General features: G+C 70.8%; 15 protein-coding genes and 1 pseudogene. 9 read left to right on the top strand and 7 right to left on the bottom strand.

Features of this window, described 5'->3' with window-relative positions; translation table 11 throughout:
* Positions 1 to 102 precede the first annotated feature (102 nt).
* Positions 103 to 807, bottom strand: coding sequence for a hypothetical protein (locus tag OG407_RS02055; protein ID WP_405854386.1), 705 nt, complete (start codon positions 805 to 807; stop codon positions 103 to 105).
* A gap of 494 nt (positions 808 to 1,301) precedes the next feature.
* Here OG407_RS02055 and OG407_RS02050 point away from each other — a divergent pair, with 494 nt between their 5' ends.
* Positions 1,302 to 2,507: a glycosyltransferase gene (locus OG407_RS02050; RefSeq protein ID WP_405854384.1), complete on the top strand. Its 1,206-nt coding sequence runs from the start codon at positions 1,302 to 1,304 to the stop codon at positions 2,505 to 2,507.
* A 195-nt stretch (positions 2,508 to 2,702) separates the two neighbouring features.
* Here OG407_RS02050 and OG407_RS02045 read toward each other — a convergent pair whose 3' ends face one another.
* On the bottom strand, positions 2,703 to 3,668 hold the full coding sequence (locus OG407_RS02045; protein WP_405854382.1) for an SMP-30/gluconolactonase/LRE family protein: 966 nt from the start codon (positions 3,666 to 3,668) through the stop codon (positions 2,703 to 2,705).
* A 183-nt stretch (positions 3,669 to 3,851) separates the two neighbouring features.
* The gene (locus OG407_RS02040) at positions 3,852 to 4,751 is read right to left on the bottom strand and encodes a helix-turn-helix domain-containing protein (protein ID WP_405854380.1); all 900 of its coding nucleotides are present in this window, start codon (positions 4,749 to 4,751) and stop codon (positions 3,852 to 3,854) included.
* Positions 4,752 to 4,913: 162 nt separating this feature from the next.
* Between OG407_RS02040 and OG407_RS02035 the strand changes: the two genes are divergently transcribed.
* The 6 genes and pseudogenes from OG407_RS02035 to OG407_RS02010 all read left to right on the top strand — a co-directional run.
* Entirely contained in the window at positions 4,914 to 5,300 is a 387-nt protein-coding gene (locus OG407_RS02035) for a signal peptidase I (RefSeq protein WP_403597283.1), read from the top strand.
* A gap of 559 nt (positions 5,301 to 5,859) precedes the next feature.
* Positions 5,860 to 9,789: a non-ribosomal peptide synthetase gene (locus tag OG407_RS02030; protein ID WP_405854378.1), complete on the top strand. Its 3,930-nt coding sequence runs from the start codon at positions 5,860 to 5,862 to the stop codon at positions 9,787 to 9,789.
* Positions 9,790 to 9,827: 38 nt separating this feature from the next.
* Positions 9,828 to 18,842, top strand: a complete 9,015-nt coding sequence (locus OG407_RS02025) for an amino acid adenylation domain-containing protein (protein WP_405854376.1) — start codon at positions 9,828 to 9,830, stop codon at positions 18,840 to 18,842.
* A 10-nt stretch (positions 18,843 to 18,852) separates the two neighbouring features.
* Complete coding sequence (locus OG407_RS02020; protein WP_405854374.1) at positions 18,853 to 18,996, top strand: hypothetical protein; 144 nt, start codon at positions 18,853 to 18,855, stop codon at positions 18,994 to 18,996.
* Between the two features lie 44 nt (positions 18,997 to 19,040).
* A complete protein-coding gene (locus OG407_RS02015) occupies positions 19,041 to 19,919 on the top strand; it encodes a TauD/TfdA dioxygenase family protein (RefSeq protein ID WP_405854372.1) in 879 nt (292 codons plus the stop codon).
* Positions 19,920 to 20,084: 165 nt separating this feature from the next.
* Positions 20,085 to 20,198, top strand: a pseudogene (locus OG407_RS02010) (MgtC/SapB family protein); the annotation flags it as partial.
* On the opposite strand, the gene OG407_RS02005 reads toward OG407_RS02010, so the two are convergent.
* From OG407_RS02005 to OG407_RS01995, 3 genes are all read right to left on the bottom strand, one after another.
* Entirely contained in the window at positions 20,182 to 20,409 is a 228-nt protein-coding gene (locus tag OG407_RS02005) for a hypothetical protein (protein ID WP_405868994.1), read from the bottom strand. The pseudogene OG407_RS02010 and the gene OG407_RS02005 sit on opposite strands and share 17 nt — an antisense overlap.
* Positions 20,406 to 20,678: a hypothetical protein gene (locus OG407_RS02000; RefSeq protein ID WP_405854370.1), complete on the bottom strand. Its 273-nt coding sequence runs from the start codon at positions 20,676 to 20,678 to the stop codon at positions 20,406 to 20,408. Before OG407_RS02000 ends, OG407_RS02005 begins: the two co-directional genes overlap by 4 nt.
* A gap of 98 nt (positions 20,679 to 20,776) precedes the next feature.
* A complete protein-coding gene (locus tag OG407_RS01995) occupies positions 20,777 to 21,724 on the bottom strand; it encodes an expansin EXLX1 family cellulose-binding protein (protein ID WP_405854368.1) in 948 nt (315 codons plus the stop codon).
* 162 nt (positions 21,725 to 21,886) lie between these two features.
* On the opposite strand from OG407_RS01995, the gene OG407_RS01990 reads away from it, so the two are divergent.
* Positions 21,887 to 23,077, top strand: a complete 1,191-nt coding sequence (locus OG407_RS01990) for an RNA-guided endonuclease InsQ/TnpB family protein (RefSeq protein WP_405854366.1) — start codon at positions 21,887 to 21,889, stop codon at positions 23,075 to 23,077.
* A 220-nt stretch (positions 23,078 to 23,297) separates the two neighbouring features.
* On the opposite strand, the gene OG407_RS01985 is transcribed toward OG407_RS01990, so the two are convergent.
* Positions 23,298 to 25,529, bottom strand: coding sequence for an alpha-L-fucosidase (locus tag OG407_RS01985; protein ID WP_405854364.1), 2,232 nt, complete (start codon positions 25,527 to 25,529; stop codon positions 23,298 to 23,300).
* A gap of 299 nt (positions 25,530 to 25,828) precedes the next feature.
* Between OG407_RS01985 and OG407_RS01980 the strand changes: the two genes are divergently transcribed.
* The gene (locus OG407_RS01980; protein ID WP_405854362.1) at positions 25,829 to 26,551 is read left to right on the top strand and encodes a FadR/GntR family transcriptional regulator; all 723 of its coding nucleotides are present in this window, start codon (positions 25,829 to 25,831) and stop codon (positions 26,549 to 26,551) included.
* Positions 26,552 to 26,836 lie beyond the last annotated feature (285 nt).

Below are 26,836 nucleotides of genomic sequence, written 5' to 3'. Positions count from 1 at the left end.
CCGATCCTGCCGGGCACCGATCCGACAGCGTCCTGTATCACGCCAGTTGTCACCGCGCGGGCGGGGCGCCGACCGTCTCTGTCCTGGTCGGCGCCCGGGGAATCAGCCCGTGGTGGTGTTGTAGTTGACGATTCGCTCCACGACGAGGGCGACCGCACCGGCCAGGGGACTGTCCGACCCTTTGCCCACCACGTCGGGTAACCGGTGCGCCTGCTCCTCGGTGGCCGCCACCATGCCCCAGAACGCGTTGAAGCCCGACGGGTCCGACGGCTTGTCGGTGGCCGCCCGGACTGTCGAGACGTCGTCCCCCTGGGCCACGGCCAGCGCGCCCATCTGGCGGAGCGTGTCGGGGTCGCGCTCCTCGGCGGCCACCACGCTCCACCCCGCCACCTCCGTCTGTCGCAGTGCGGCGAGAAGAACGCCGGCGCTGCCCGCGCCGGAGACAACGATGTCGGGCAGGACGAGGGCCACCGGACCGTGCGTCATCGGCAGGGCGGACCGGATCGCGCCGTCGAGATCCGGCTCAAGCGACTGGTCCTGGTATACGAAGACCATCTGAAAGATCTCGGCGTAGCGCGCGAGGTAACTCACCGTGTCCAGCTTGTGCGTCCCGAACACGACGACCAGGCGCACGTTGAGCCCGCTCTTGGCCAGCTCGACAACGGCCTCCAGACTGCGGTCCAGCACGGTGACCCCAGGAGCCAGACAGTGCAGCTCCTTCGAGTAGGGCGCACCGAAGCGCGTCGCGAATCCGGCGCAGGGCAGGATGATCGAAACATCAGGGACGGGCGCGGACGAACTCTGCATGAAGTGGCTCTCAGATTGTGTTGACGATCGGGAACCTTGCGCATTTCGCCGGGTACGGGTACGGGCGATCCAGGGCCGACTCCATACGCGCCATAGGTATGGAAGGAACGCCGGCGCTCACCGTAGCCATCGAGGACGGCTCCACGCGAGAGCGCGCGGAGCATTGATCGACGAGATTGTCCCCACGCGGACCGGTAGGTATTCGCCGCTGCCGTCGGAGGCGGAACTCGGCGTCGGAACAGTCGAGTTGGCCCATGAGCGGCACAAGACCGCCCACCGGTAAACGAAGTTCGGTCTGGCAATGCCGCAGTCGCGCCCGCATCGCCTGTGCGCGGCAGTTCCAACTCCTTTGCGGGGGACCTGACTTGAGCGTGCACGCCGTACACTGCAGCCGCACCCGATCCGGCCGACCCGTCGCCGGAGCGGGTGCGGCTCGAAGTCCGGGCGGGCACGGGCCGAATGGCAGGAGAAGCCAGAACGAAAGAGGGTGCGGAATGCGGGTGCTGTTGTCCACGTACGGAACGCGCGGCGATGTCGAACCGCTGGTGGCACTCGCGGTGCGGCTACGGGCGCTGGGCGTGGAGGTGCGGATGTGCGCCCCGCCCGACGAGGAGTTCGCGGAGCGGCTGGCAGGTCTCGGGGTGCGGCTCGTGCCGGTCGGGCCACCGGTGCGGGAGGTGATGCGTGGGGCGACGCTGCCGTCGGAGGCGGATCTGTCCCGGTACCGGACCGAGATGGTCGGCGCGCAGTTCGACGCTTTCCCCGCGGCGCTCGACGGATGTGACGTCCTGGTGGCGGCCGGCCTGGCGCAGATCGCCGCGCGGTCCGTGGCCGAGGCCGCGGGCATCCGCTATGTGTACGTGAGCTATTCGGCGGTCAACCTGCCGTCGCCCCACCACGCGCCGCCACCGCGTCCGGGCTGGCCGGAGTCGGCGGCGGACGACAACCGGACACGGTGGGAACGCGACGCCGACAACGTGAACGCTCAGTTCGCCGAGCCCCTCAACAACCACCGGGCAGCGCTCAATCTGGCACCGGTGAACAACGTCCGCGACCACGTCTACAGCGATCGGCCGTGGTTGGCGGCGGACCCGGTCCTGGGACCGTGGCGGGAGACCCCCGGCCTCGACGTGACACAGACCGGTGCGTGGACCCTGCCGGACGAACGCCCGCTCCCGGCCGATCTGGTGACGTTCCTGGACGCGGGCACACGGCCGGTCTACGTCGGCTTCGGCAGCATGAGCCCGTCGCCGGACATCGCCCGCAGGGCCGTCGAGGAGATCCGCGCACAGGGCCGCCGCGTACTCGTCTCCCGTGGTTGGGCGGAACTGGACCTGGTCGACGGACAGGACGACTGCTTCGCCATCGGTGAGGTCAACCATCAGCGTCTGTTCGGCCGGGTGGCCGCCGTCGTCCACCACGGCGGCGCGGGCACGACGTTGACCGCCGCCCGGGCCGGTGCGCCGCAAGTGGTGGTGCCTCTCCAACTGGCGGACAACCCCTACTGGGCCGACCGGGTCGCGGACCTCGATCTCGGCGCGGCACTCGACAGCGCGACGGTGACCACCGAGTCGCTGAACGTCGCGTTCAAGACGGCTCTGGCACCGGAGACCCGGGCGAGGGCAGAGGATGCGAGCGGCAGGTTCCGCACCGACGGAGCGACGGTGGCCGCGAACCTCCTGCGAGACGCCCTCCGGTGAGTGGGGCCGGCCCGGCCTGGAGAATGTGTGGCTTTCGGTCATAGCGATCCGCCGAGTGCCCGCTGTGCGGAGCACCGGTGCCGAGACGGCCGAGTTCGAGCGGCTGCCGGTGGACCTGCCCCGCATGCTCGGGCAGGTCCGGGAGGAAATGGTCCGCGGGCACGGTCGGCCCCGGGCCTGTCTCTGTCTGCGGGGCTAGTCGTTCAGGCGGGCGAGGATCAGGTTGGGGTCCTTGGCGGTGACGTAGGCGGCGCTCAGCACATAGACGGTGTCGCCGCGCAGGGCGATGGATGTGGGGTTCTGCAGGCCGTCGGCCGCAGTCAGCAGGGTGGAGTGGGTGCCGTCGGGCTGGACGAGGGCGACCTCGCTCGGGCCATTGAGGGCGGCCAGCAGTTGGTCGCCGTGGCCGGTGAAGGCGAAGTCGTCGATCCCCGGCAGACCAGTGGCCTCGGTCCGGACCTTGCCGGGGCCACCGTCCCGGCGGATGGGGATGCGCAGCACGGTGCCCTTGTCGAGGTTGGTTGCCCAGACCGCGCCGTTGTGGATCTTCAGGCCGTTGGCGCCCAGGAATCCGGTGGAGGCCAGTTCGGGGGCGCTGGACCAGGTGGTGGGGGTACCGCCGGTGGTGGGCACGCTCCAGATGGCGCCGCGCACGGAGTCGGTGACGTAGAGGATGTGGGTGCGAGGGTCCAGTGCCAGGCCGTTGGGCAGGCCGTCCGCCGGTAGCGCGGCGATCCGCTGCGGTTCCCCGCCGGGGCGCAGGCGCCACACGCCGGTGAGGTCGGGGGTGCCGGTGGCGTAGAGGAAGTACAGGGTGCCGTCGTGGGCGCGGACGATGCCGACGGTCAGCGGGAATCCCAGGACCGGGGTGTGGACGCCCCCGTCAGCGGGCTTGGGCAGGGTGGCCAGGATCCGGATGGCGCCCTTGGGGGAGACCTCGGCGATCTGGCGGCTCTCGGCGAAGGTGACGTACGCGGAGCCGCCCGGTGCCAGGGCGATGTTCTCCGGTGTCTGCCCCTTGGCCAGGTCGAAGTGCACGGCGGTCCGCGCGCCGCTCAGCGGGGAGGAGACGGCCGACGCCGATGTCGGGGTGAGCGCCGCGGCACCGGCCGCGACAATGACGGCCGCTGACAGGGCGGACGTGGAGAGCTTCTTGAACATGGTTCTTTCACTGGATTTCGGGCATACGGCGGCAACGCGCCGACGCCGGGGACGAGTGGACGGGATCTGCCCGGGGCCGTGCGGCTCCCGGGACGGTGCCCAGAGGCGGCCGATCGTCGGCCGTGTCCGGGTGGGACGGGTACGCAGAGGTGCCGGCTGAGCGTCAGCCGGCGGTGTGCGACGTCAGTCGGCGTCGGCTCGGGCCCCCGACCGAGGTGGCTCGGCAGGGACGGTACTTCGGGTGACGGCCTGGGCGAGCAGGGCCAGCGCGGCCCGCGAGGGCGAGCCCGCCTCCGTGGTGGCGACCACGACGTGGGGGCCCGGCCCGTGGCTCAAGGTCTGCTGTACGACGGTCAGTTGGCCGACCAGCGGGTGCCGCATCCCATAGGTGGCGACGGTGCACGCCTTGACCCGATGGTCGGCCCACAGGGACGCGAACTCACCGCTCTTCGCGCTCAGTTCGCCCAGCAACGCGTGCAGTGCCGTGTCCTGCGGATGCCGGGCCGCCACCAGGCGCAGATTCCCCACGACCGCCCTGGCCTTGCCCTGCCAGTCCGCGTACAGGTCACGGGTGTGCGCGTCGAGGAACACCAGCCGGGCCATGTTGGGGCGCCGCGCCGACAGTTCAGGGGCGCCGGGATCCAGGTGTCCGGCGAACAGTGCGTGACCCAGGCGGTTCCACGCCAGCACGTCACCGCGCCGGCCGAGCACGAGCGCTGGAGCGTTCGCCAGCAGGTCCAGCAACTGAGCCATCGCCTCCGTCACACGCTCCGGCCCGGGCCGCCGCCCCCGAGAGCGAGGCCGTTCCACCCGGGCCAGGTCGTGCAGGTACCGCCGCTCGGACTCGTCCAGCCGCAGCGCCCCGGCGAGCGCGTCCAACACCTCGGGCGAGGCGCTCGGTGAGTGCCCCTGTTCCAACCGGGTGTAGTACGAGGCGCTTACGCCGGCCAACAGCGCCAACTCCTCACGCCGAAGACCAGGCACCCGCCGACGCTCCCCGTAGGTGGGCATACCGACATCCTCGGGACGCAGTTGGGAGCGCCGCGCCTGCAGGAAGTCCCCGAGCTGTGATTTACCGGTCATGGATCCGAGTATGGGCCGAGGAGAAAGGCATAACCTGCCCCAACTGTGGATAGGCACCAGCGGGTCAGGCTCCCCCGCGGGACCGCTGACGAAACCGGGTCCGACGACCCGGCGTCCCTGATGGGCCCGACGCCCAGTGGTCGACTGCTAGCGTTCCGCCGCATGGAAGACGGCGTGTACGTGGGTAATGCGGGCAAGGACGCGGCACTGGACCGGGGGTGGCTGCTCGGTCACTTCAAGGAACAGGGCGGTCCGCGCCACAGCGATGCCGTGGAGGTCAAGTGGGGCGTTCACCCACGTGGCGAACAGCGGGCGCAGTGGGTGAAGGGCGAGGTGCGGACCACCTTCCTGGTGCTGATCTCGGGCCGCTTCCGTATGGAGTTCCCCGGTCGCAGCGTGCTGTTGGAAGGGCAGGGCGACTATGTCGTCTGGGGGCAGGGCGTGGATCACTCCTGGGCCGCGGAGGAGGAGTCCGTGGTGCTGACCCTGCGGTGGCCTTCTGTGCCCGGATACGCCGTGCCGAAGGAAGAAGAGCGGAAGAGTCCGTAAAGCGGGTTCAGGCGACGTTGTGGAACCTTTCTTCCTGTATGTGAATTTCATGGGACTCTTTTTCCGTGTGGGTGTTATGTGAAGTGTCGCGGAATGTCGAGTATTGACAGGTGCTGAGCCCGTGATCGATGATTACGACTGTGTCACGGAGTTCCGGGAGGAAATCCTCGTGAGTAAGAAAGCGATGTGACCAGGTAATTGGCCAGCGATTTCGGGAATCGATTCATCTAATCAGCGGTCCGTTTTCGGCCGCCTCGCCCCGTGTGCTTGCCCCTTCGTCGGCGACCTGACATTCCCCCCTTCTGTCGATGAGTGTTCCGGGGCGATGGCGCCCTGAGTACCCCCCGTTCGTCGGCCCTGCCCCCCCCCGCGAAGCCCGTCCGACGGCGGGCGCACCCTCTTGCGGACCGTCGGCAGTCCGGTGATCCCGGCTTGTCGCGCCCGATGTCACCCAGCCCCACACCGATGGGAAGGCCAGGTACCGCCGGTGCACAACATCCCCCACTCTGTCCCCACTCCATGCGCGTCCACCGAGGCTTCCGTCGGCGACACCGGACGGGTGCCCCGCATCCTGTCCGCGTCCTTCGCCCAGCAGCGGCTGTGGTTCCTGGCCCAACTGCCGGGCGCGAACTCCGCGTACAACGAGACGATCGCCTTCTCGCTGACCGGCCCGCTCGACCGTGCGTTACTGTCCCGTGCCTTCGACGCGCTGACCGACCGTCATGAGACGCTCCGGACAAGGCTCGTGGCCACGGAGGGTGACGTGCGCCAGCACGTCGACCCGCCGGGCGCGGGATTCTCCCTGGCCTTCGAGGACCTCACCGACATCCCCGGCCCGGACCGCGACGCATGTGTGTCCTCCCGCCAACTCGACGAGGCACGGCGGTCGTTCGACCTCGAAGCAGGCCCGCTCGGACGCGGTCGTCTGCTTGCCCTGGGGCCCGAGCGCCACGTACTCCTGCTGACGTTCCACCACAGCATCTACGACGGCGTCTCGATGAACGTCATGATGGACGAACTGGGGCATCTCTACGAGGCGTTCGCGGCAGACGCCCCGAACCCCCTGCCGCCGCTGGTGGTGCAGTACAGCGACCATGTGCGGACCCAGCGCCAAGCCGTCCTCGGCGGCGGACTCGGCGACCAGGAGGTGTACTGGCAGCGCGCGCTGCACGACGCGCCGCCCGTCCTGGAACTGCCCCTCGACCGTCCACGGCCGACGGAACAGCAATACGACGGCGGCCGGGCCGAGTTCGCCGTCGACGCCGACGTCACGGCCGGGCTCCGCGGCCTGGCCCGACAGCACGGCGCCACCCCCTTCGTGGCTCTGCTGGCCGGCTGGGCGATCCTCCTGTCGCGCCTTTCCGGGCAGGAAGACATCGTTGTCGGCAGCCCGTTCGCCAACCGGCGCGGCCCGGGAGCGGCAGGTCTCATCGGCTTCCTCGTCAACTCCCTGCCGTTGCGCATCGATCTGTCCGGTTCCCTCACCGCGTCCGAGGCGCTCACCCGAACCCGCGCCGTCGTCCGCGAGGCCCTCGCCCACCAGGACCTGCCCTTCGAGCGCATCGTCGAACTGGTCAACCCGCCGCGCAGCGCCTCCCGCACCCCGCTGTTCCAGACCATGCTGGCCTGGCAGCCCGACCGGCGGAATCTGCTGCACCTGCCGGGAGTCGAGGCCGAGCCGCTGCCGATCGCGCAGGCGCCGGCCAAGTTCGACCTCGCGCTGTCGGCGACCGAGTCCGAGGGCCGCATCACCGGGCACCTGGACTACGCGACGGCTCTCCTCGACCAGGCCACTGCCCAGCGCTGGTCCGGACATCTGCGGCATCTGCTCGCGGACATGGTCCGTCATCCCGAACGGGACATCCGCGCCCTGCAGTTGATGGAGCCGGAGGAACGCCAACGAGTGCTGCTCGACGGTGACGCCACGCGACCCGACACCGCCGTCCGCCCCGACCCGGAGGAAACCGTCCTGCGTACGGCGTCCGGGCTCGTCGAACTCTTCGAGGCCCAGGTCCGCGAGCGCCCCACCCGGACCGCCGTCGTCGACCGGAACAGCTCCCTCGACTACACGGCACTCGACCGCCGCGCCAACCACCTCGCACACGCCCTCGCCGCCCGGTCCGTACGCCCCGGCGACGTCGTGGGCCTCCACGCGACACGGTCCCGCGACCTGGCCGTCGGCATCCTGGGCATCCTCAAGGCAGGAGCCGCCTATCTCCCGCTCGACCCGGGCCAGCCCGCCGAACGCCTCGCGAACATGGTCGAGGACGCGGCCTGCCCCGTCGTCCTGAGCGACCACGACAGCGCCGAACGCCCGCCGGAATGGCTCGACTTGAGCGCGGTGGAGGCCGAGGGAGCGACCCGGCAGGGACCGCTCGCGGACATCGGACACACACCCGACCGGCTGGCCTACGTGATCTTCACCTCCGGGTCCACGGGACGGCCCAAGGGCGTCGCCGTCGAACACCGCAGCGTCCTCAACCTGTTCGCCACCTGGCACACCCGCATGGGCACCGCCCCCGGCGAGGTCGGCTCCGCCTGGTCCAGCATCGGCTTCGACGCCTCCATCCACGAACTGCTGCTGCCCCTGACCACCGGCGGCGAACTGCACATCGTCCCCGAGGAGTTGCGCGGCGACCCCGAGGCCCTGCTGGCGTGGATGCGTGAACACGCGGTGACCCAGGCGTTCCTGCCACCCGCCTACGTCAAGTGGATCGACGAGGACCCCGCCGTACGACTGCGCGGGCTCCAACTGCGCACGCTGCTCACGGGAGTCGAGTCGCTCACCGAAGCCGCCCTGCACCGCATGACACAGGACCTCCCCGGCCTGCGGATCTGCTTCGGCTACGGTCCCACCGAAGCGACCCTCTACAGCACCGCGTACTACGACCCCCGCCCGCTGGAACGGCCCTGCCCCATCGGCCGCCCGCTGCCCGGCACCCGGATGTACGTGCTCGACGGCCGCATGGAACCCGTCCCGCCCGGTGTGGCGGGGGAGGTGTACCTCGGCGGAGCCTCCCTGGCGCGCGGCTATCTGGGCCGCCCCGACCTCACCAAGGAACGCTTCCTGCCCGACCCGTTCGTGCCCGGCGAGCGGATCTACCGCACCGGAGACCTCGCCCGCCGCCTGCCGGACGGCCAGGCGCACTACATGGGCCGCGCCGACGACCAGGTCAAACTCCGCGGATTCCGGATCGAACCCGCGGAGGTCGAAGCGGCGCTCATGTCCCTGCCCGGCGTCCGTGAAGCCGCCGTCCTCGTCGACCACGACCAGGCCGGCCAGCCCCGTCTGGTCGCCGGTATAGGCCGGGGCACCGCACCGGCCCGCAGCACCCACGACTGGCGCACCGCCCTCGCCCGACGCCTGCCCGACTACATGATCCCCGCCGTCTTCCTCGACCTCGACGCCCTGCCGCTCAACCGCAGCGGCAAACTCGACCGGCCCCAACTCCTGCGCCTGGCCCAGGAGTCGACCTCCGACCAGGTCAACACGGCCAGCCCACGCGACCACATCGAACACGGCCTGTACCGCATATGGCAGCGCATCCTGCTCCACCCCGACATCGGCGTCAGCGACAACTTCTTCGAGATCGGCGGCACTTCACTGTCGGCCATCAAGATGGCCCACGCCGTCACCGAGACCTTCGGCCGCCGTCTTCCGGTCGGCGAGGTGATGACCCGCCCCACCATCGAGTCGCTGGCCGCGCTGCTGCGCGAGGACGGCACCGCCCGCGCACCCGGCAGCCTCATCGAGTTCCGCTCCGGCACCGGCCCGCGCGTGGTCTGCGTCCACCCCGCCGGCGGCACCGCCTTCTGCTACCTGCCCCTGGCCGCCCTCCTGCCCGAGACCGTCGGGCTCTACGGCATCCAGTCGCCGGGAGTGAACCCGGACGAGACCCTCCTGCCGAGCGTCGAGGCCATGGCCGAGGCGTACCTGCGTCTGCTGGAACCACTCGACGGGGCACCCCTGGTCCTGACCGGCCTGTCCTACGGCGGCCTCGTCGCCCACGAGATGGGACGTCTCCTGGCCCGCGCCGGACACCGTGCGGTCAGCGTCGTCCTCCTCGACACCCAGGCCACCGACGACGCGTCCGCCCGGGCGGAGATCGGCGCCGTCGACGCGGCCGAGTTCCGCGACAAACTCGTGAGGTTCAACGGGATGTATCCCGGCATCGACGACGCCCAGGTCGACCGCTACTTCCACCTCTACAACCACAACCGGCTCACCGCCCGCGAACACCTCCCGGCCGCCTCCCCGACGCGCCTGGTCCTCGCCCAGGCCGTACCGGACGGCGACGACACCCCCTTTCACACCGAGGTCCGCGACTTCTGGCGCCGCCGCGCCGAGGGCGATTACCGCGTCGAGACGATGGAGTGCGACCACTGGGAGATCCTGGAGGGCGTCGGAGCCGCCCAGGTCGGTACCCTGCTCGCCGCCGAACTGGCCCATCACAGCGCCCAGTTGGCTCTGCCGATACGGGAGGCGTGATGGACCTCCGTCATGCCCACAGAGTCTCCCCGGTCCCTATGAGGTCCGTCTCCCTCGCGGAGGCCGTGCTGGGCCAGGCTCGCCGCATCCCCACCGCCGTCGCCGTCGAGGACGGCAACCGGGTCCTCGACTACGCGGAACTCGAACGAGCCAGCGGCCGAGTGGCAACGCGCCTGCGCGCGGCCGGAGTTCGCCCCGGACACGCGGTCGCCGTGAGCCTGCCCCGCTCCTGGCAACTGGTCTGCGTCATGCTCGGCATCCGCCGCGCCGGCGCCACCGTCGTCCCCCTCGACCGCCTCAGCCCGCCCGACAGGCAACGGCACATCCTCGACGACTCGGACGCCGTCGCCGTAGTGCACAACGGAGGGAGCCAACTGCCCGTACATCTCGCCGTGTTGGACGTCCACTCGCTCCTGGGCGGTGACGGTTCCGGCCTGCCCACCGTCTCCGCGGCACACCCCGCCGACACCTCCACGGGCTTCGTCTTCTACACCTCCGGCAGCACGGGACACCCCAAGGGCGTGGAGGTCACCGACGAGGGAGTACTGCGGCTGGCCCGGCCCGGCTACCTCGACCTCCGGCCCGGCGCCCGTTTCGCCTGCCTGGCCAACCCCGCCTTCGACGCGCTCAGTTTCGAGGTGTGGGTCCCGCTCCTGACCGGCGGCGTGTGCGTCGTCCTCGACGACACGCAGGTGCAGCGACCCGAGCGGTTGGCCGCCGTACTCCGCGAGCGCCGCGTGGACATCCTCTTCATCACCACGGCGCTGTTCAACGCGGTCGTCGAGCAGCTGCCCGACTCGTTCGCCACCATCGGGCAGATCCTCGTCGGCGGCGAACAGCTCAACGCACGGATCATCCGCCGCTGGTACCGGACCAACTCCGCCGCCCGCACCGTCCTGCACAACATCTACGGGCCGACGGAAGCGACGACCTTCGCCCTGTGCCACCCCATCCCACGGGACTTCGCCGGCGACACGGTCCCCATCGGCACCCCGCTGCCCGGCACCGGCGTGCTGCTGCGCACCGAGGACGACCGCACCGCCGCACCGGGCGAGGTGGCCGAACTCCTGCTGTCCGGACCGGCGTTGGCCCGCGGCTACCGCAACCTCCCGGAGCAGACCGGCCGCAGCTTCGTACGTGTTCCGCACGGCGGGGACCGGCGCTGGTACCGCACCGGCGACCTCGTGCGCCAGGACACCGAAGGCCGGATCACCTATGTCGGCCGGGCCGACCGCCAGGTCAAGGTGCGCGGCTTCCGGATCGAACCGGGCGAGGTGGAGCGGCAGATCCTGGCCCAGTCATCCGTCCGCCAGGCCTACGTGTGCACCCGCCGCGACGACGCGGACCGCAGCGAACTGCTCGCCTTCCTCGTCCTGGGCGACGACCTCTCCTACGACGCCTACGACCGTCACCTCGCCGGCGCCCTGCCCTCCTACATGCGTCCCCACCACACCTACCTCGTCGCCGAGTTGCCGCGAAACGCCAACGGCAAGGTCGACCGCGCCGCCCTGCTGCGCGACGCTCCCAGCCCGTGGCGCGGTACGCCGGAAGGCGACACCCCCGTCAGCGCCGAACAACGCCGGGTGCTGGAGATCGCCGAGGACATCCTCGCCGTCGACGGCCTGCGTCCCGGCGACCGTTGGGCGGCCAGCGGCGGCGACTCGCTGAAGGCGCTGCGCTTCCGCTTCGAGATCCTCGACCGCTTCGCCGTCGACCTGCCGCACGACCTCGTCCTGCGGGCGGACTTCGCCGCCCTCGCGGACGCCGTCCACGCCCCGGAGAGAGCCGCCGGTGAACACCCCGCCGTGCCCGCCCCCTCCGGCGAGGCGACCGCACCGGCCACCAGCGAGCAGGAACGCCTCTGGCTCCTGCACCAGCGGGAGCCCGAAAACCGTTCCTACGACGTGCCGTTGGCCTTCCGCGTCCAGGGCCGCGTCGACACGGTGGCCCTGCACAGCGCGGTGCGCACGCTGGTCGAACGGCACGCGGCCCTGCGCACCCGGCTGGTCCCCACCCCCGACGGACTCCTCCAGCGGACCGGCGATCCCTACGACCCCTGGCACCACCTCGAAGCCGACCCCGGCGAGGAGTGGCAGGACACCGCCGACCGGTTCTTCGACCACCGCTTCGACCTCGCCGACGCCCGGATGTTCCGGGCGGCCTGGGTGACCCGACCGGACGGCGGACTGCTCCTGCTGCACCTGCACCACGTCGCCGTGGACGGCTGGTCGCTCAACCTCATCCTGCGCGACCTCACCGACGCCCGCACCGCCGACAGTCCGACCCACACACCCCTGGACTTCGCCCACTGGCAGCGCGCCTGGCACCCGAGCCCTGCCTACGAGGAGCGCCGCGCGCGACTGCGCTCCCACTACGGCCGCGACGGCGAACCGTCACCCGCACTGCCGGTCCCCGACGCGCCACGCGCCCGCCTGCTGCGCACCTCGCTCGACCTCGTCCGCCGCAGCGCACTGGACCACCGCGCCGCCCAACTCGGCCTGACCCGCTTCCAGTTGCTGATATCCGCGTTCGCCGCGAGCCTGTACGGCGTGACCGGGCAGGACCGTCCGCTGATCGCCACGCCGGTGGCGAACCGGCCCCGGCCCGAATTCGCGGACACGGTCGGCATGTTCGCCAACACCGTGCTCCTCGACCTGCCGATGGAGCCGCAGCGCTCACTGGACGCCCATCTCTCGGCCCACTCCGACGCCGTTCACGCCGTGTTGCGGGACCAGGAGGTCGCCCTCGCCGACATCCTCGCGGACCGCGCCTTCCGCGAGCGAACCCCCTTGTTCGACTATCTGTTCGTCCTGGAGAACACCGACTTCTCGGCTCTGCGCCTGGACGGCTGCGAGGTGCGCCCCCTGTGGCCCGAGCCGCTGGGCGCCAAGTGCGCCCTCGCCCTGTCGGTGGTGGAGCACGAGGGCGGGTTCGACTGCCTCTGGGAGTACCGCGACGACATCGGCGCCGAACGCGCCGAAGCCGCGGCCCTCCTCTTCCGCCAGGCCCTCGACCATCTGACCGACGACACCGACGTCACCCTGCACGAACTGGTCGCCGCCCACCGTCGTTCCCTGCCCGAGCACGGCCAAGGCCCCACGCGGACACCGGACTTCACCACCGTCGCCGAAGGCTTCACCCGACAGCTGGCCCGCACCCCGCACGCCCCGGCCGTCACCACCGGCGAGCTGACCCTCACCTACGCCGAACTGGACGCCCAGGCAGCGGAGTTGGCGGCCGTGCTGAGCACCCGCCTCCCGGCCGATCCCGCCGCCGCGGCCGCCGTGGCGCTCTACCTCCAGCCCTCCGCCGAACACATCGTCGCGCTGCTCGCGTCGGCACGGCTCAACCTCACCGTCGTCCCCCTCGATCCCGCCTACCCGCCGCCCCTGCTCCGGCACGTGCTCGACCAGGCCGACCCCCTGTGCGTACTCGTGGCACCCGAGGACGAGGACATCCTCGACGCGATCGCACCACCGTCCCTGCCCCGGCACCTCCTCACCCTCGCCGAAGCCCCCACCGCAAGGCCCCGACTGCCCGCGCACCAGGGGCTGCGGCCGCTCTACACCCTGTTCACGTCCGGCTCCACCGGCACCCCCAAAGGTGTTCAGGTCCCCGACCGGACGCTGTGCAACCTGCTGACCTGGCAGCGCGTCGACGGCGGCCTGCGCGGGCCCGCCGCCACCCAGCAGTTCTCCATGCTGTCCTTCGACGTCTCCTTCCAGGAGATCTTCACCACCCTGTGCTCCGGCGGACGGCTGCGCCTGGTGGAGCCCGCCTGGCGGCACGATGTCCCGTCCCTCCTGCGGGAGTTGGAGACCGGGGGAGCGGAGCGGATCTTCCTGCCGTACGTCGCTCTGCAACTACTCGCCGAACACGGCGTGCGCACCCGGCAGTTCCCGTCCCGGCTGCGCGAAGTCGTCACGGCCGGGGAGCAGTTGGTGTGCACCGACGCGATCCGCCGCTGGTTCACCGGTCTGCCGGACGCCCGGCTGTTCAATCACTACGGCCCCACCGAGACCCACGTCGTCAGCGGCCTGTGCCTCGACGGCGACCCCACCGGCTGGCCGCTGCGCCCGGCGATCGGACGTCCGGTGGCGAACGCCGTCCTGCGGGTCGTCGACGGCGGCGGCCACCCCGTCCCGCCGGGCGCCACCGGCGAGTTGCTGATCGGCGGCCTCATGGCGGGTCGCTGCTACCTCGGCGACGACACTCCGCACCGCGACCGCTTCACCGACGACCCCGGCCTCGGGACCTTCTACCGCACCGGCGACCTCGCCCGCTTCGACGCGCAGGGCCTCCTGCACTACGCGGGCCGCGCCGACAGCCAGGTCAAACTCGGCGGCCACCGGCTGGAGCTGGGACAGGTCGAGGCCGCCCTGCTCCAGTACCCCGGGGTGACCAACGCGGTCGCGACGGTGGCGGACGGACGGCTCGTGGCCTGCCTGCAATGCCGGGGCGGCGACCCCGACCCCGTACAACTCGCGGACCACCTCGCCGGGTTGCTGCCGGCCTACGTCCGCGTCGGCCGCTTCCGCCGCCTGACAGAACTGCCGCGCACACCGAGCGGCAAGGTGGACCGTACGGCCGCGCTCACCGCCCAGGGCCGCGAGCTGCGCCCGGCGGGCGCGACCACCCCGACCCGGTCACCTCTCGAAGGACGGCTGGCCGCGCTCTTCGAAACGGTCACCGGCAGGACCATCGACGTGGAACAGCGGTTCTTCGACGCCGGCGCCACCAGCCTGGACCTGATGCGCTTCCAGCTCCGCTGCGCGGGAGAGGGCGATCTCCCCTTCGCCGTACCGGAGTTGTTCGAGCATGTCACCCTCCGCGCGCTGGCCCGTCTCATCGAGGAACGGGCATCGGAGGCCACCGCCCCGCTCACCCCCGACGCGCCGCGACCGGCGGCGGAGCGGGCCGGCGAACCCATCGCCGTCATCGGGATGGCCGTACGACTGCCCGGCGCCCCCGACCTGGCAGCCTTCTGGGACCTGGTGGTCTCCGGCCGCCGGGGCATCGAGCACTTCCCGACGAGTGACGAACGGGTGGGCGCCCGCAGCCAGTTGGCGGGGATGTTCACCTTCGACCCGGGCCGCTTCACGATCAGCCCGCACGAGGCCCGGCTGATGGACCCCCAGCAGCGGCAGCTCCTGATGAACTGCGTCGAGGCGCTCGCCCACGCCGGCATCGGAGACCCGGCCGCACACCGGGTCGGACTCCTCGCCGCTTGCGGGGAGAACACCTACTTCCAGCACCTGCTGCGCGAGTCGGACCCCGCCGAACTGCCCGACACCTTCCGGCTGGCACTCCACCACGAGAAGGACTTCCTGGCCACCAAAGCCGCCTACCACCTCGGTCTGACAGGCCCCGCCTTCACCGTGCAGTCGGCGTGCTCCAGCTCACTCGTCGGCGTGCACGTCGCCGCCGGTCTGCTCCGGCAGGGCGACGCCGACGTGATGCTCGTCGGCGGTGTCCTCGTCGACGCCGACCTCACCGACGGCTACACCTACCGGCCGCAGCACATCTTCTCGCCGGACGGCCACTGCCGGCCCTTCAGCGCGGACGCCGCCGGCACCGTCGGGGCCAGCGGCACCGGCGTCGTCGTCCTCAAGCCGCTCACCGCCGCCCGCCGCGACGGGGACACCGTCTACGCCGTCATCACCGGCTCGGGCATCAACAACGACGGCTCGGACAAGCTCAGTTACAGCGCCCCCGCCCTGGCCGGGCAACGCGCCGCGATCCGTACCGCCCTGCACCGCAGCGGCCGTAGCGGCGCCGACCTCGGCTATGTGGAGGCCCACGGCACCGGCACCCGCCTCGGGGACCCGGTGGAGGCGGCAGCCCTGCGCCAGGCGTACGGACTGGCGGACGACGCACGGGTCGCGCTGTCCTCCGTGAAGAGCCAGATCGGGCACCTGGGCGCCGCCGCGGGCGTCGTCGGCCTGGTGCGGGCCGTGCTCGCCGTGCACCACGGGATCGTCCCGCCCACGGCGGACTTCGACCGGCTCAACCCCGAGATCGACGACGGGCCGTTCCGCATACCGGTCACCGCCGAACCCTGGCCGCAGGACGTGCCGCGCGTCGCCGCGGTCAGCAGCTTCGGCATCGGGGGGACCAACGCCCATGTGCTCCTGGAACGACCGCAGTCGGGGGAGGACGGATCCGCTCCGTCCGAGACGATGCCCTGCCTGGTGCTGTCGGCCGGCTCCGCCTCCGCCGTCCGCGCGGACGGCCGTCGGATCGCCGCCTACCTGAGGGCGCGCCCCGACACCTATCCGCAGGTCCTGCGCCACCTCCAGGCCGGCCGACCCCAGCTCGGCCACCGGGCGGCGGCCGTCTGCCCGGACGCCGGCTCCGCCGTCGCATGGCTCGACGCGATGGGCGAGGTCACCGCGCCGCACCCGCGAGCCGGGCTGTCGGCCCAGGACCAGGACGGGTATGCCCTCGCCGAGGCCTGGACCGCCGGACACACCCTCATATGGCCGCAGGGTCCAGCTGGCGCCCCCTGGGACTTCCCACCGCCCGCCTTCGAGACGGCGGAGTACGACTTCTCGCGCACACCCTCACCGCCGACCGGACCGAGGCGACTGCCCGCCGACCAGTGGCTGCACCAGCCGGTGTGGACACGCCTGCGCCGCGCCCGCACCGGCGCCCACGAACCGCGACGCACCGCCGTCGTGGTCACCGCACCGGACGCGGGCGGCGGAACGTGGCGGTTCCTGGAACGGCACTACGCCCGGGTGGTGACCGTCCGCGCCGCGGAGAGCTTCGCCCGCCTCGACGAGAACCGCTACGCCGCCGACCCTGCCGACTCCGGACAACTCGCCGCCCTGCTGGCGGAGTTCGGGCCTGGAGCCGACTGGCTGCACGCGCTGCCGCTGGCCCTCGACGGCAGCCTCGACGACCACGCGCTGGAGGCGGCGCAATGGGCCTGCCTCGACACCGTCGCGGCGCTCGCCCGCGCCCTGGCCGACGTCCCGGACGCCCAACGGCCCCGCGTCCGGCTGCTGTCCCACGGGGCGCAGCCGGTAACCGGCCCCGTCCGCACTCCCGAGGCGGGCCTCCTCGCCGCCGCTCTCGAAGTCCCGAGGCAGGAACTGGGCGTGACCCTGCGCTGGACCGACCTGCCCGGACCCCGCCCGGCCGACTGGGCGGCACACCTGCCCGACCTGCTCCTCGACGACACCGTCACCGAACCGGCGACCGCCCTGCGCGACGGCTTCTGGTGGCAACGCACCCTCCAGCCGGTGCCGGTCCCGCACACCCCGCGGCCCGCGGTCCGATCGGCCGCCCCCGGAACCCACTTGGTGCTCGGCGGCACGGGAGGCATCGGCGCCACCCTGGCCGCACGCCTTCTGGAACACCCCGGCAACCGCGTGGTCCTCGTCGCCCGGGGAACGGAGATCCCGGCCGCCCTGCTCGCACACCGGGACCGCGTCACCCTGGTCCGGGCCGACCTCGCCACGGACGACCTGAGCGCGATCGTGGACCGGCTGGCCCCGCACCTCGACGGGCTCGCCGGCATCGTCCACGCGGCGGGCACGGCCGCCGGCGGGCTCCTCGCCCGCCGTGACCCCGCCACCGCCCGCCGCGCCACGGCCGCCAAACTGCGCGGCGCCCTGCTCGTCGAACGGGTCATCGCCGAGCACGACCCCGACTACGCGGCCTACTGCTCGTCAATGGCCGCCCGGTTCGGGGGAGTCGGGCAGTTCGACTACGCGGCGGCCAACGCCTGCCTGGACGCCTACGCCCACCACGCGCCTGCCGGCGGTGACGACGCCACCGTCCGTATGAGCATCGGCTGGGACGCCTGGCGGGACGTCGGCATGGCACAGGACGCCCTGGCCACCGACGCCCGACACCAGGAACACCTGAAGGCGGCGCTCACCCCCGAGGACGGCGCCGCGGTCTTCGAGCGGGTCCTGCACCTGCAGTTGCCCCACCTGCTGGTCAACACCACCCCCTTGACGGAGGCCCCCTACTTCTACGAACACGAGCCGCTCACCGACCCCGGGCCGGTGCCCTCCGCGCGACCCGCACCCGCCGACCCCACGGCCGACCTCACCGAGATCCTGCTCGACCTCCTCGGCGTGGACACGATCGACCCGCAGGCGCCGCTGTACGACCTGGGCGCCGACTCGCTCACCCTGCTCGAACTCATCGACGAGGTGAAACGCCGCTACGGCACCGACATCGACCTGTCCCGGCTCAGCCACCGGGTGAGCCTCACCGAGATCCTCGGCCACCTCGACACCGGCACGCGCGCGTCAGCCACCGTGGACGTCGAGGTGTGGCAGCGCGGACCGGGCCCGGACGTGCTGTGCCTGGTGCATCCGGTGGGCGGCGACATCCAGGCCTACCGCCCCCTGGTGGCGGCGCTGCCCGACGAACTGACGGTCTGCCTGATCGCCGACCCGACACTGCGTGACCCGGCGCAGCCCGCCCGGTCGATCGCCGACCGCGCCGTCGCCTACCTGGAAGCCGTGCGCGCCGCGTTCCCCGACCCCAACTCCCGGCTGAGTCTGGCGGGTTGGTCGTTCGGAGCGTGGACCGCCTTGTCCATGGCGGCACTTGCCGAGGCGGACGGCCGCCCGGTCGACGCCGTCCACCTCCTCGATCCGCCGCCACCCGGTGCCGGACAGCAGCTCGCCGCCTACGACGAGGAGCAGGTGGACGCCGTGTTCGCCCGGGAGCTGAGCGGCAACGGTGGCGGTCGGCTGCCGGAGTCCGGCCGCGCCTACGCCGAGCGTCTCGCGCACTGCTGCCGCACCAACCTCGCGGCCATGGCCGAGCACCGGCTGCCCCGACTGCACCGGACGCCCGCCGAAGTGTGGCTGGCCCAACGCCCGCTAGAGGAAGGGCTGTTGACCCCCGAACCGACCGAGCCGGACGCGTGGGACGCCCATCTGCCCCGCCCCTACCGCCTCCACCACATCGACGCCACCCACTACGAACTCGTGGCGGAACCCCACATATCGGCGATCGCCGCAGCACTCGCGGCCGGCCCGCCCGAAACGCGTGCCGCCCTGTCCCGGTCCGCCGGACGGTCCTGAGGAGGCCGGCGTGCGGCACCCCTGCACCGGCCTGCCCGAGCGGTACTCCCGGCGTCAGGCCGCTGCCGCACCCGACGCCTTCGACATCACCGACCTGCGCACGCAGAGGTTCACGAGCGGCCGGGACGCCCCGTCGTCGACCGAGGCCTTGTAGGCCGGTCACCCTCACCCACCCCACCGATCCCACGGAGGTCCCCCATGGAGGAGTACGCACTCAAGGCCGTCGAGCGGCTCACCACCCGCCCCGCCGAGCCCTACGACACCCTGTCCGTCGCCCCGATCACCCCGCTGCTCGGCGCCGAGGTCACCGGCCTCGACCTGTCCCGGGAGCTGACACCCCAGCAGGAGAAGGAACTCAAGCACGCCTTCCACACCCACCACGTCCTCGTCTTTCGCGACCAGGACATCACCCCCGAGGAACACAAGCGCTTCGCGGGCGTCTTCGGCGAACTGCATCCCGTGGCCCTCGCGCCCGAGGGATCCGACCCGTACATCCTGGACATCAAGGCGACCAAGGAGTCCAAGGCCGTGGCCGGCAACGGCTGGCACGCCGACGGCACCGCCGACGCCGAACCCTCCCTCGGCTCGCTGCTGTACATCACCACCGTCCCCGAGGGCGGCAGCGGCGGCGACACCGTCTTCGCCAACATGCACCTCGCCTACGAACTTCTCTCTCCGGCGATGCGCACCTTCCTCGAAAGCCTCACCGCCGTCCACGACGGAGCCCTGCCCTGGACAGCGGCCGGACAGACCCCGCCGCCCGAGTACGAGGTGCCGCGCACCCAACACCCGGTCGTCGTCCGCCACCCCGAGACCGACCGCAAGCTGCTGTTCGTCAACGCCCCCTACACCTCGCACATCACCGAGCTGTCCCGCACCGAGAGCGACGCGCTGCTCGACATGCTGTACGCGCACATCGCCCGCACCCAGGTGCTGCACTGCCGGGTCCGCTGGCAGGAGCGCACCCTCGTCCTCTGGGACAACCGCAGCGTGCAGCACCACGCCGTCTGGGACTACTTCCCGCACACCAGGGAGGGCCGCCGGGTCGCCGTCAACGGCTCCCCGCTGCGGGCCTGAACGGGTTCCGGGTTCCCCGACACGAGCGAAGGCGCCCCTGTGCGGCGGGCAGCCTTCGTGAGCGCACCCCGGCGACCTCCCCGAGCGGTTCGGCTCCGTAGCCCGGCAGCCGACGGACACAACTGAGCCGGCCGGTCATGCCCTGGACGGTTGGGACGGTGGCCGCTCTTCGTCCTCCGCGGCGTGGCCATGGGCGACGCGAACAGCCCGGCCGGCGTCGCTTCCTGCGTCGTGTCCGGCATCGGATTCCTGGGCGGCGGAGTCATCCAGCGCGACGGCGACGGCGCCGACGTCCGAACAGTGCCGCGTAGGCCGCCTCGTCGCGCTCGCCGCTCTGCCAGCGCCGGCCCCCGCCGTTGTGCTCGATCTGCCACACCCAGGTGCGGCCGGAACGGCGGTCCGTCGGACCGCCCATGGGCAGGTGCCCGCAGCTTGACCAGGTGCCCTGTCCGCTCAGGCTGAAGCCGGGTCTGCCGTTGACGTCGCTCACACGTCCGTGGCATCGACGGTCATCGGGTCCTGGGCGTCGAGGCAGCCCACCACGAGCGAGCTGACCGACTCCAGGTGCAGAACGGGCACACCGTCCTGCGACCGGTACGTCACCTCGGCGGCCACTCCGGTCTCGGCGTCCTGGAGGTGGACGGCGAGGGGGTGCCGGTCGCGGGTCGCGCGGTGAGCCCGGTCGCGCAGCCGCTCGCCGGGACCGGTGCCGACGAGGCGGCTGCCCGACCAGCCGCGACCGTGACCCGTGGCCGTCACCTCCACCAGGGGCAGGCGCGCACCGGCGCCGCTGTCCGCCTCGCCGGGCAGCCCGAGGCGCGTCAGGCGCGGGCCGCCGTTGCGCCAAGAGCGATCAATCAGTGCTGGGCGAACTGGACCCGGGTCGGTTGCACGACGTTCGCCCGGAGGGCGATTCCACTGACGGTCAGCTGTTCTCCGTAGACGTCGGTGATTCTGATCGTGCTGCCGCACCCACTGCCGTCGGCGGATACGAAGTAGTCGTAAGCGGTGCGGGGCAACTGCCGCCAGCCGCTGCCGGTGCGGACGTCGAGTCGTGCCACCGGATTGCGATGGCCGATCACCTGGATGGCGCACCAGTAGGGGTTGGACCCGGTCTTGTACCTGATGGACACCGTCCGGGACGTGCTGGGGCTGACCAGGTTCCAGGTGATGGGGATCCGGCCGACCTTGAGGTCGGCGAGTTTGGCGAAGGCCTGCCGGCTGAGGTCGATTTGCCCGGGAGCGCAGGGCAGCGGGCACTCGTTGGTGATCCGCACCGTGATGGAGGCGCCGTTCGCCGCGCGGACGCGGACGTACGCACCGCATGCCCTGGACGTCTCGTAGTCGGTGGTGTTCATCGCCGCGATCATCATGTCGTCGCTCGGGCCGAACAGGCAGGCGCCGTCTCCGTCTCCGGCCTCGTAGGCGGTGGCGACGCCCGTGTAGGTGGTCCCGGGCCGTATCCGTCCCGCCGATGGTTCCGTGGTCGACGCTGCTCGCGAGGCCTTCGGCGTGGCCGTGGCCGACGGTCGTTTCGACGGGGTGTGCGCGGACGGCTTCGTCGTCGGTGAGTCCGTCGAACTCGGAGTGCCTGTGGGACTCGGGATGTCCGTCGGGAGTGCGACCCTTGCCGGGGTACCGGCGGCGGACGCGAGCGCGACCGACGTGCCGTCTGTCTCCCGGTCGGGGAGCAATGCCAAGACCAGGGCGACGAGGACCCCTGCGACGCCGAGCGCCACCGTGGTGCCCACCATCGCCCTGTGTCTGCGCCTTCGCTGCCGCGCGATCTGTCGTGCTGTCTTCATCGGGGCCTTCCTTCGTGGATACCCCGGCCTTTAGGCCGGGGTAGGAAACGAAGCTCCTGCGGAGCAGGGCAGGAGGAGTCGGTTCGCCGCCGGGGCGGACCGGCGCCCACCGCCGACCGTCCGATACCCGTCTCTCACACGGGAGTTGATAGAGTGTGAGGTATGGCGGAGCAGGTTAAGCGGGCGTTCAGGTACCGCTTTTACCCGACGGGCGGGCAGGCGGCGGAGTTGTCGCGTACGTTCGGCTGTGTCCGTCTCGTCTACAACAAGGCGCTGGAGGAGCGCACCCGGGCCTGGTACGGGGAGCAGCGCCGTGTTTCCTATGTGCAGTCGTCGGCCGCGCTGACGGAGTGGAAGAAGACCGGGGAGTTCGCGTTCCTGGCGGAGGTGTCCTCGGTTCCGCTTCAGCAGGCGTTGCGGCATCTTCAGGCGGCGTTCGGGAACTTCTTCGCCCAGCGGGCGAAGTACCCGCGCTTCAAGGCGAAGAAGAAGTCCCGCGCGTCCGCCGAGTACACGCGGAGCGCCTTCACGTGGCGCAACGGCCGCCTGACTCTGGCGAAAATGTCCGGTCCGCTGGACATCCGCTGGTCGCGTCCCCTCCCGGAGGGTTCGGTACCGACCACGGTGACCGTGTCCCGTGACCGTGCGGGCCGGTGGTTCGTGTCGATGTTGTGCGACGACCGCATTGCTCCGGCTCCGGCCACGACGAATGCGGTCGGTATCGATGCGGGCATCACCTCCCTGGTGACCCTGTCCACCGGCGAGAAGGTCACCAACCCGCGTCACGAGCGCCGTGACCGCGCTCGTCCCGCCAGGGCGCAGCGGGAGTTGTTTCGGAAGGCGAAGGGCTCCGCGAACCGGGAGAAGGCCTGCCGTACGGTTGCCCGCGTGCATGCGCGGATCGCCGACCGGCGCCGCGACCACTTGCACAAGCTGTCGACTCGTCTCGTCCGTGAGAACCAAACGGTCGTGATCGAGGACCTCACCGTCCGCAACCTGCTGAAGAACCACAAGCTGGCCCGCGCCATCTCGGACGCGTCGTGGACTCAACTGCGCTCCATGCTGGAGTACAAGTGCGCCTGGTACGGGCGCGACCTCGTCGTGATCGACCGCTGGTTCCCCAGCAGCAAGCTATGCGGGGCCTGCGGGGCGGTCGCGGCGAAGATGCCGTTGAACGTCCGCGCGTGGACGTGTGATTGTGGCGCGGTGCATGACCGCGACGTCAACGCGGCCTGCAACATCCTGGCGGCCGGGCTGGCCGTCTTGGCCTGTGGAGCTGGTGTAAGACCTCAAGGGAGTTCTCCTGGCGGGCAGTCGGCGTTGAAACAGGAACCCCTACAGCGCGAGCCGTAGGAATCCCCCTCCTTCAGGAGGGGGAGGAAGTCAAGTCTGTCCGTTCCCATGACCGTGCCGATGCTGCAAAGTTCCAGTGGTCACAGGAAGCGCAAAGGTTGCCGACGATTTTTTTTCCGGGCCGGCGACCCGTCCGTGTGGTGACCTCCCCTGCCTCGACTTGTCGGTCCACGGCGTGCGGGAGGAGCACGGCGCCGCAGCCGCCGTCACGTTCCGGGGATCAGACGGCCGTGAAGGACCACAGCAGATTGGTGCTGCTGCCGTACGTCCACTGTTTGGTGACCGAGCCCGAGGCGACCTCGCCGCCGCCGTCGAGGACCAGGCCGGTGGTGCGGTTGGCGATCGAGTAGAGGTCGCCGCCCCGGTGGGTGATCTTCCACTGCTGGTCGCTGTCCCCGTTCCACGGGGCCTGACGGGCGGGGGAGCCGTCGGCGGTGGCGCCCCAGCCGTCGACGACCATGCCGTTGGCGCGGTTGACCAGCCGGTAGTACCCGCCGTCGACCGCCTCCACCTGCCATTGGAGGTTGCTGCTGCCGTCCCAGGTCCACTGCTTGAGGTCGGAGCCGGAGGCAACATCGCCGCCGCTGTCCAGAGCGAGGCCGTTGGTGGCGTTGGTGGCCCGGAAGAATTCCGCCGGGTTGAACTGGACCCTCAGTGAGGCGATCCGATCGTTGCTGCCGGTGACCCGCAGGTCGGGAACATCGCTGTCGAACGTCCAGGAAGTGCCGCTGAAATCGTCCTCCGTGTAGCCGGTCACCTGGTAACCGGGGGCCGGCCGCAGGGAGGAGAGGGTGCGCGGGCCCAGTCCTGCCGCGGTGAGATCGGCCGTGGTGTAGTCGCCGAGGGCGAACACGCCCGCGTCGCCGGTGTAGTCGACGTCCGCGAAGGCGACGGCGCCGGCGAGTGGCCGCAGACCCGGAATCGTGCCGGAGAAGGTGAGCTTCAGGACGTAGGCGTTGGCCTTGTACGGAGCCGAGGCCGGCAGGGTGACCGTGAGGCCGGACGGGTTCTGGGCCGGCGCGGGCAGGTCGACGTATGTGCCGGCGGTGGTGCCGAGGAGCTTCACCGAGGTCAACGACGAGAGGTTGATCCGGTCCGAACCGAGGGTCTTGATCGTCAGTGAACTGCCGGGCCAGCCGAGGACGGTGGCGTACAGGACGGTGCCGGCCTTGTCGCGGGTGAAGCGGATGTCCTGCGGTGTGCCGGCGTGCGGGGTGGTGAACGCACCGCCGCCCATCTTCGTCGGGCCCTCGCCGTACGCCGTCCAGGCGCGGGTCGAGTACACCGACTCGCCGAAGCGCTTCAGGTGGTCTCCGATGCCGAGCAGGATGTCCTTCTGCGCCTGGGGAATGGTGCCGTCGGCCATCGGCGCGATGTTCAGCAGCACGTTGCCGTTCTTGCTGACCCGGTCGAGGAACGAGTGCAGCATCTGCTGGACGGTGTAGTACCCGATGCCCTCGGTGTAGCACCAGCTGCTGCTGGAGACGCTGTCGTCGGTCAGCCAGTACGGGGAGGTCAGGTCCCCCGGACCGCCGCGCTCGTAGTCGAAGACCTCGCCCTTGCCGTTCATGCCGTCCTTGTACGTGGCGACGACCTCACGGCCCCAGCTCTCGGCCTGGTTGTAGTAGTACGCCAGGAAGTCCAGCCGCTGTTTCTCGTCGACGGCGTCCAGCTTGAAGTCCTGCCACAGGATGTCGGGCTGGGCGCGGTCGATGACTTCCTTGAGTTTGTCGTACCAGAGCTGGTTCTCCGCGGCCGGGCCCAGCTGCCCGTAGAACTTCTTGAGTCCGGGGTCCGTCTGGGCGGGGGCGAACTCGTAGAAGCCGTTGAAGTGGTACGCGTGATGCATGGCCACCAGCAGCTTGAGGCCCTTGGCGCGGACGGCCGTGGAGAAGAGCCGCAGGAGATCCAGCCCAGGGCCCTTCCGTACCGAGTTCCACTCGTTGACCTGGCTGTCCCACATGGAGAAGCCGTCATGGTGCTCGGCGACCGGGCCGGCGAACCTGGCGCCCGCGTCGACGAACAGTTGCACCCACTCGTCGGGGTCGAACTTCCCGCCCGCCGACTTCAGCTTCGGCGCGAACTCCACGAAGTTGCCCGCGAGGTCCCGCGCCCCGTTGATGAAGTCGTGGTACGGCCATGCCGATGGCTGACCGTAGGTCGTGATGTGGTGCCGGTTGGCGTTGCTGCCCGCCTCGTACATGTTGCGCGGGTACCACTCGTTGTCGTAGGCGGGGACGCTGAAGGCGCCCCAGTGGAAGTAGATCCCGAACTTGGCGTCCTGGAACCACTCCGGGGCCGGCGGATGCCGGTCGACCGAGTCCCAGTCGGGCGTGTACATGGTGGGTGCCGCATGGGCCGTGCCGGTGTCGAGCGCACCTCCGGCAACGGCCGTCGCGGCGACGCCAGTCGCACTGGCCAGGAAGTGGCGTCTGTTGATCGAACTCGGCATGGAGACATCCCTGGTGCAGAAGGGGAGAGGGGGGTGCGCGGCGCTTTGCGTCACGCATGAAGGTTTGTCGTCTCTCCCTGAGGTGTCAACCAGGTTGCAGGGATGAAAGGCGTTATCCGGCAAGGGAGTTGACGATGTTTGATGAAGATTCGGGCGTTATGTTCTCGCCGGAACATGGTATGTCTGCGCGAGGAAGCTGAGCGCCCACCGCCGCCTCCGTGAGTGCTCTCGCGCACGTCCCAGTACCATCAACCGATCTCCGGGGCGATCTCCGGGCGCGGTCGGGGGAGGGGTGCCGGGTGTCTCTGACGGACAAGGCCATCGAGCGGATCCGTGAGCTGATCACGACGGGTTCCCTGCCGCCGGGCGCGAAGCTTCCACCGGAGCCGGACCTGGCCGCACAGCTGGGGCTGTCCCGCAACCTCGCCCGCGAAGCGGTCAAGGCGCTGGCCGTCGCCCGAGTGCTGGAGGTCCGGCGGGGCGACGGCACGTATGTGACCAGCCTGCAGCCGAGTCTCCTGCTGGAGGGGCTCGGCGGCGCGGTGGAACTCCTGCAGGGGGACTCGGTCGCCCTGCAGGACCTCATGGAGGTACGGCGGCTCCTCGAACCCATGGCCACGGCCCTGGCCGCCACGCGGATTTCCGACGAGCAACTGGCCGAGGTGAAGCGGCATCTGGACGCCATGCGCGAGGCCCACGACGACGTCGAACGGCTGAACGTCCACGACGCGGCCTTCCATCGCGCCGTCGTCTCGGCCACGGGCAACGAGACCCTCCTCGCCCTCCTCGAAGGGATCTCGGGCCGAACCCTGCGCGCCCGCATCTGGCGCGGTCTGGTCGACGACAAGGCCGCGGGCCGCACCCTCGCGGAGCACGAGGCGATCTTCAACGCCCTGGCCGCGCGCAATGCCGCCCTCGGCCAGGCCGCGGCACTGCTGCATGTGAGCAACACCGAGCGGTGGCTGAAGGAGTATCTGCGCTCAGGCGCACCCCTTCCCTTCGGGGCGACAGCGGGGAGTTGACGGGCGGGCGCCGTCCGGCCGTGCTGGGCCTGAGGCGGGTCGTGTGCGGAGCCACGGTCACGCCGGCGCATCGGGATGTGGCTGACCTTCGCGTCCAGTGGGCGGCAACAGGGTGCTCAATGAGTAGTACTTATGATCTGGGTTGATCTCCTAAGTGTGCTGGACGGGCTGCGCCACGCAGCTTGATCGACGTGATGCCATCCGTTGTCACCTGCTGTTTCCCTTCCGCTGGAGTAACGCACACCGTGTTGGGCCCTGGCATGTCTGGATGTCATCGGCGTTGCG

The sequence above is a fragment of the Streptomyces sp. NBC_01515 genome, from assembly GCF_045040345.1.
Taxonomy (GTDB): Bacteria; Actinomycetota; Actinomycetes; order Streptomycetales; family Streptomycetaceae; genus Streptomyces.
This window is presented reverse-complemented; position numbering and strand designations above follow the sequence as displayed.

Coding starts and splice junctions, on each gene's coding strand:
- OG407_RS02055 (WP_405854386.1), bottom strand. CDS start 807: ATGCAGAGTTCGTCCGCGCCCGTCCCTGATGTTTCGATCATCCTGCCC.
- OG407_RS02050 (WP_405854384.1), top strand. CDS start 1,302: ATGCGGGTGCTGTTGTCCACGTACGGAACGCGCGGCGATGTCGAACCG.
- OG407_RS02045 (WP_405854382.1), bottom strand. CDS start 3,668: ATGTTCAAGAAGCTCTCCACGTCCGCCCTGTCAGCGGCCGTCATTGTC.
- OG407_RS02040 (WP_405854380.1), bottom strand. CDS start 4,751: ATGACCGGTAAATCACAGCTCGGGGACTTCCTGCAGGCGCGGCGCTCC.
- OG407_RS02035 (WP_403597283.1), top strand. CDS start 4,914: ATGGAAGACGGCGTGTACGTGGGTAATGCGGGCAAGGACGCGGCACTG.
- OG407_RS02025 (WP_405854376.1), top strand. CDS start 9,828: ATGAGGTCCGTCTCCCTCGCGGAGGCCGTGCTGGGCCAGGCTCGCCGC.
- OG407_RS02015 (WP_405854372.1), top strand. CDS start 19,041: ATGGAGGAGTACGCACTCAAGGCCGTCGAGCGGCTCACCACCCGCCCC.
- OG407_RS01995 (WP_405854368.1), bottom strand. CDS start 21,724: ATGAAGACAGCACGACAGATCGCGCGGCAGCGAAGGCGCAGACACAGG.
- OG407_RS01990 (WP_405854366.1), top strand. CDS start 21,887: ATGGCGGAGCAGGTTAAGCGGGCGTTCAGGTACCGCTTTTACCCGACG.
- OG407_RS01985 (WP_405854364.1), bottom strand. CDS start 25,529: ATGCCGAGTTCGATCAACAGACGCCACTTCCTGGCCAGTGCGACTGGC.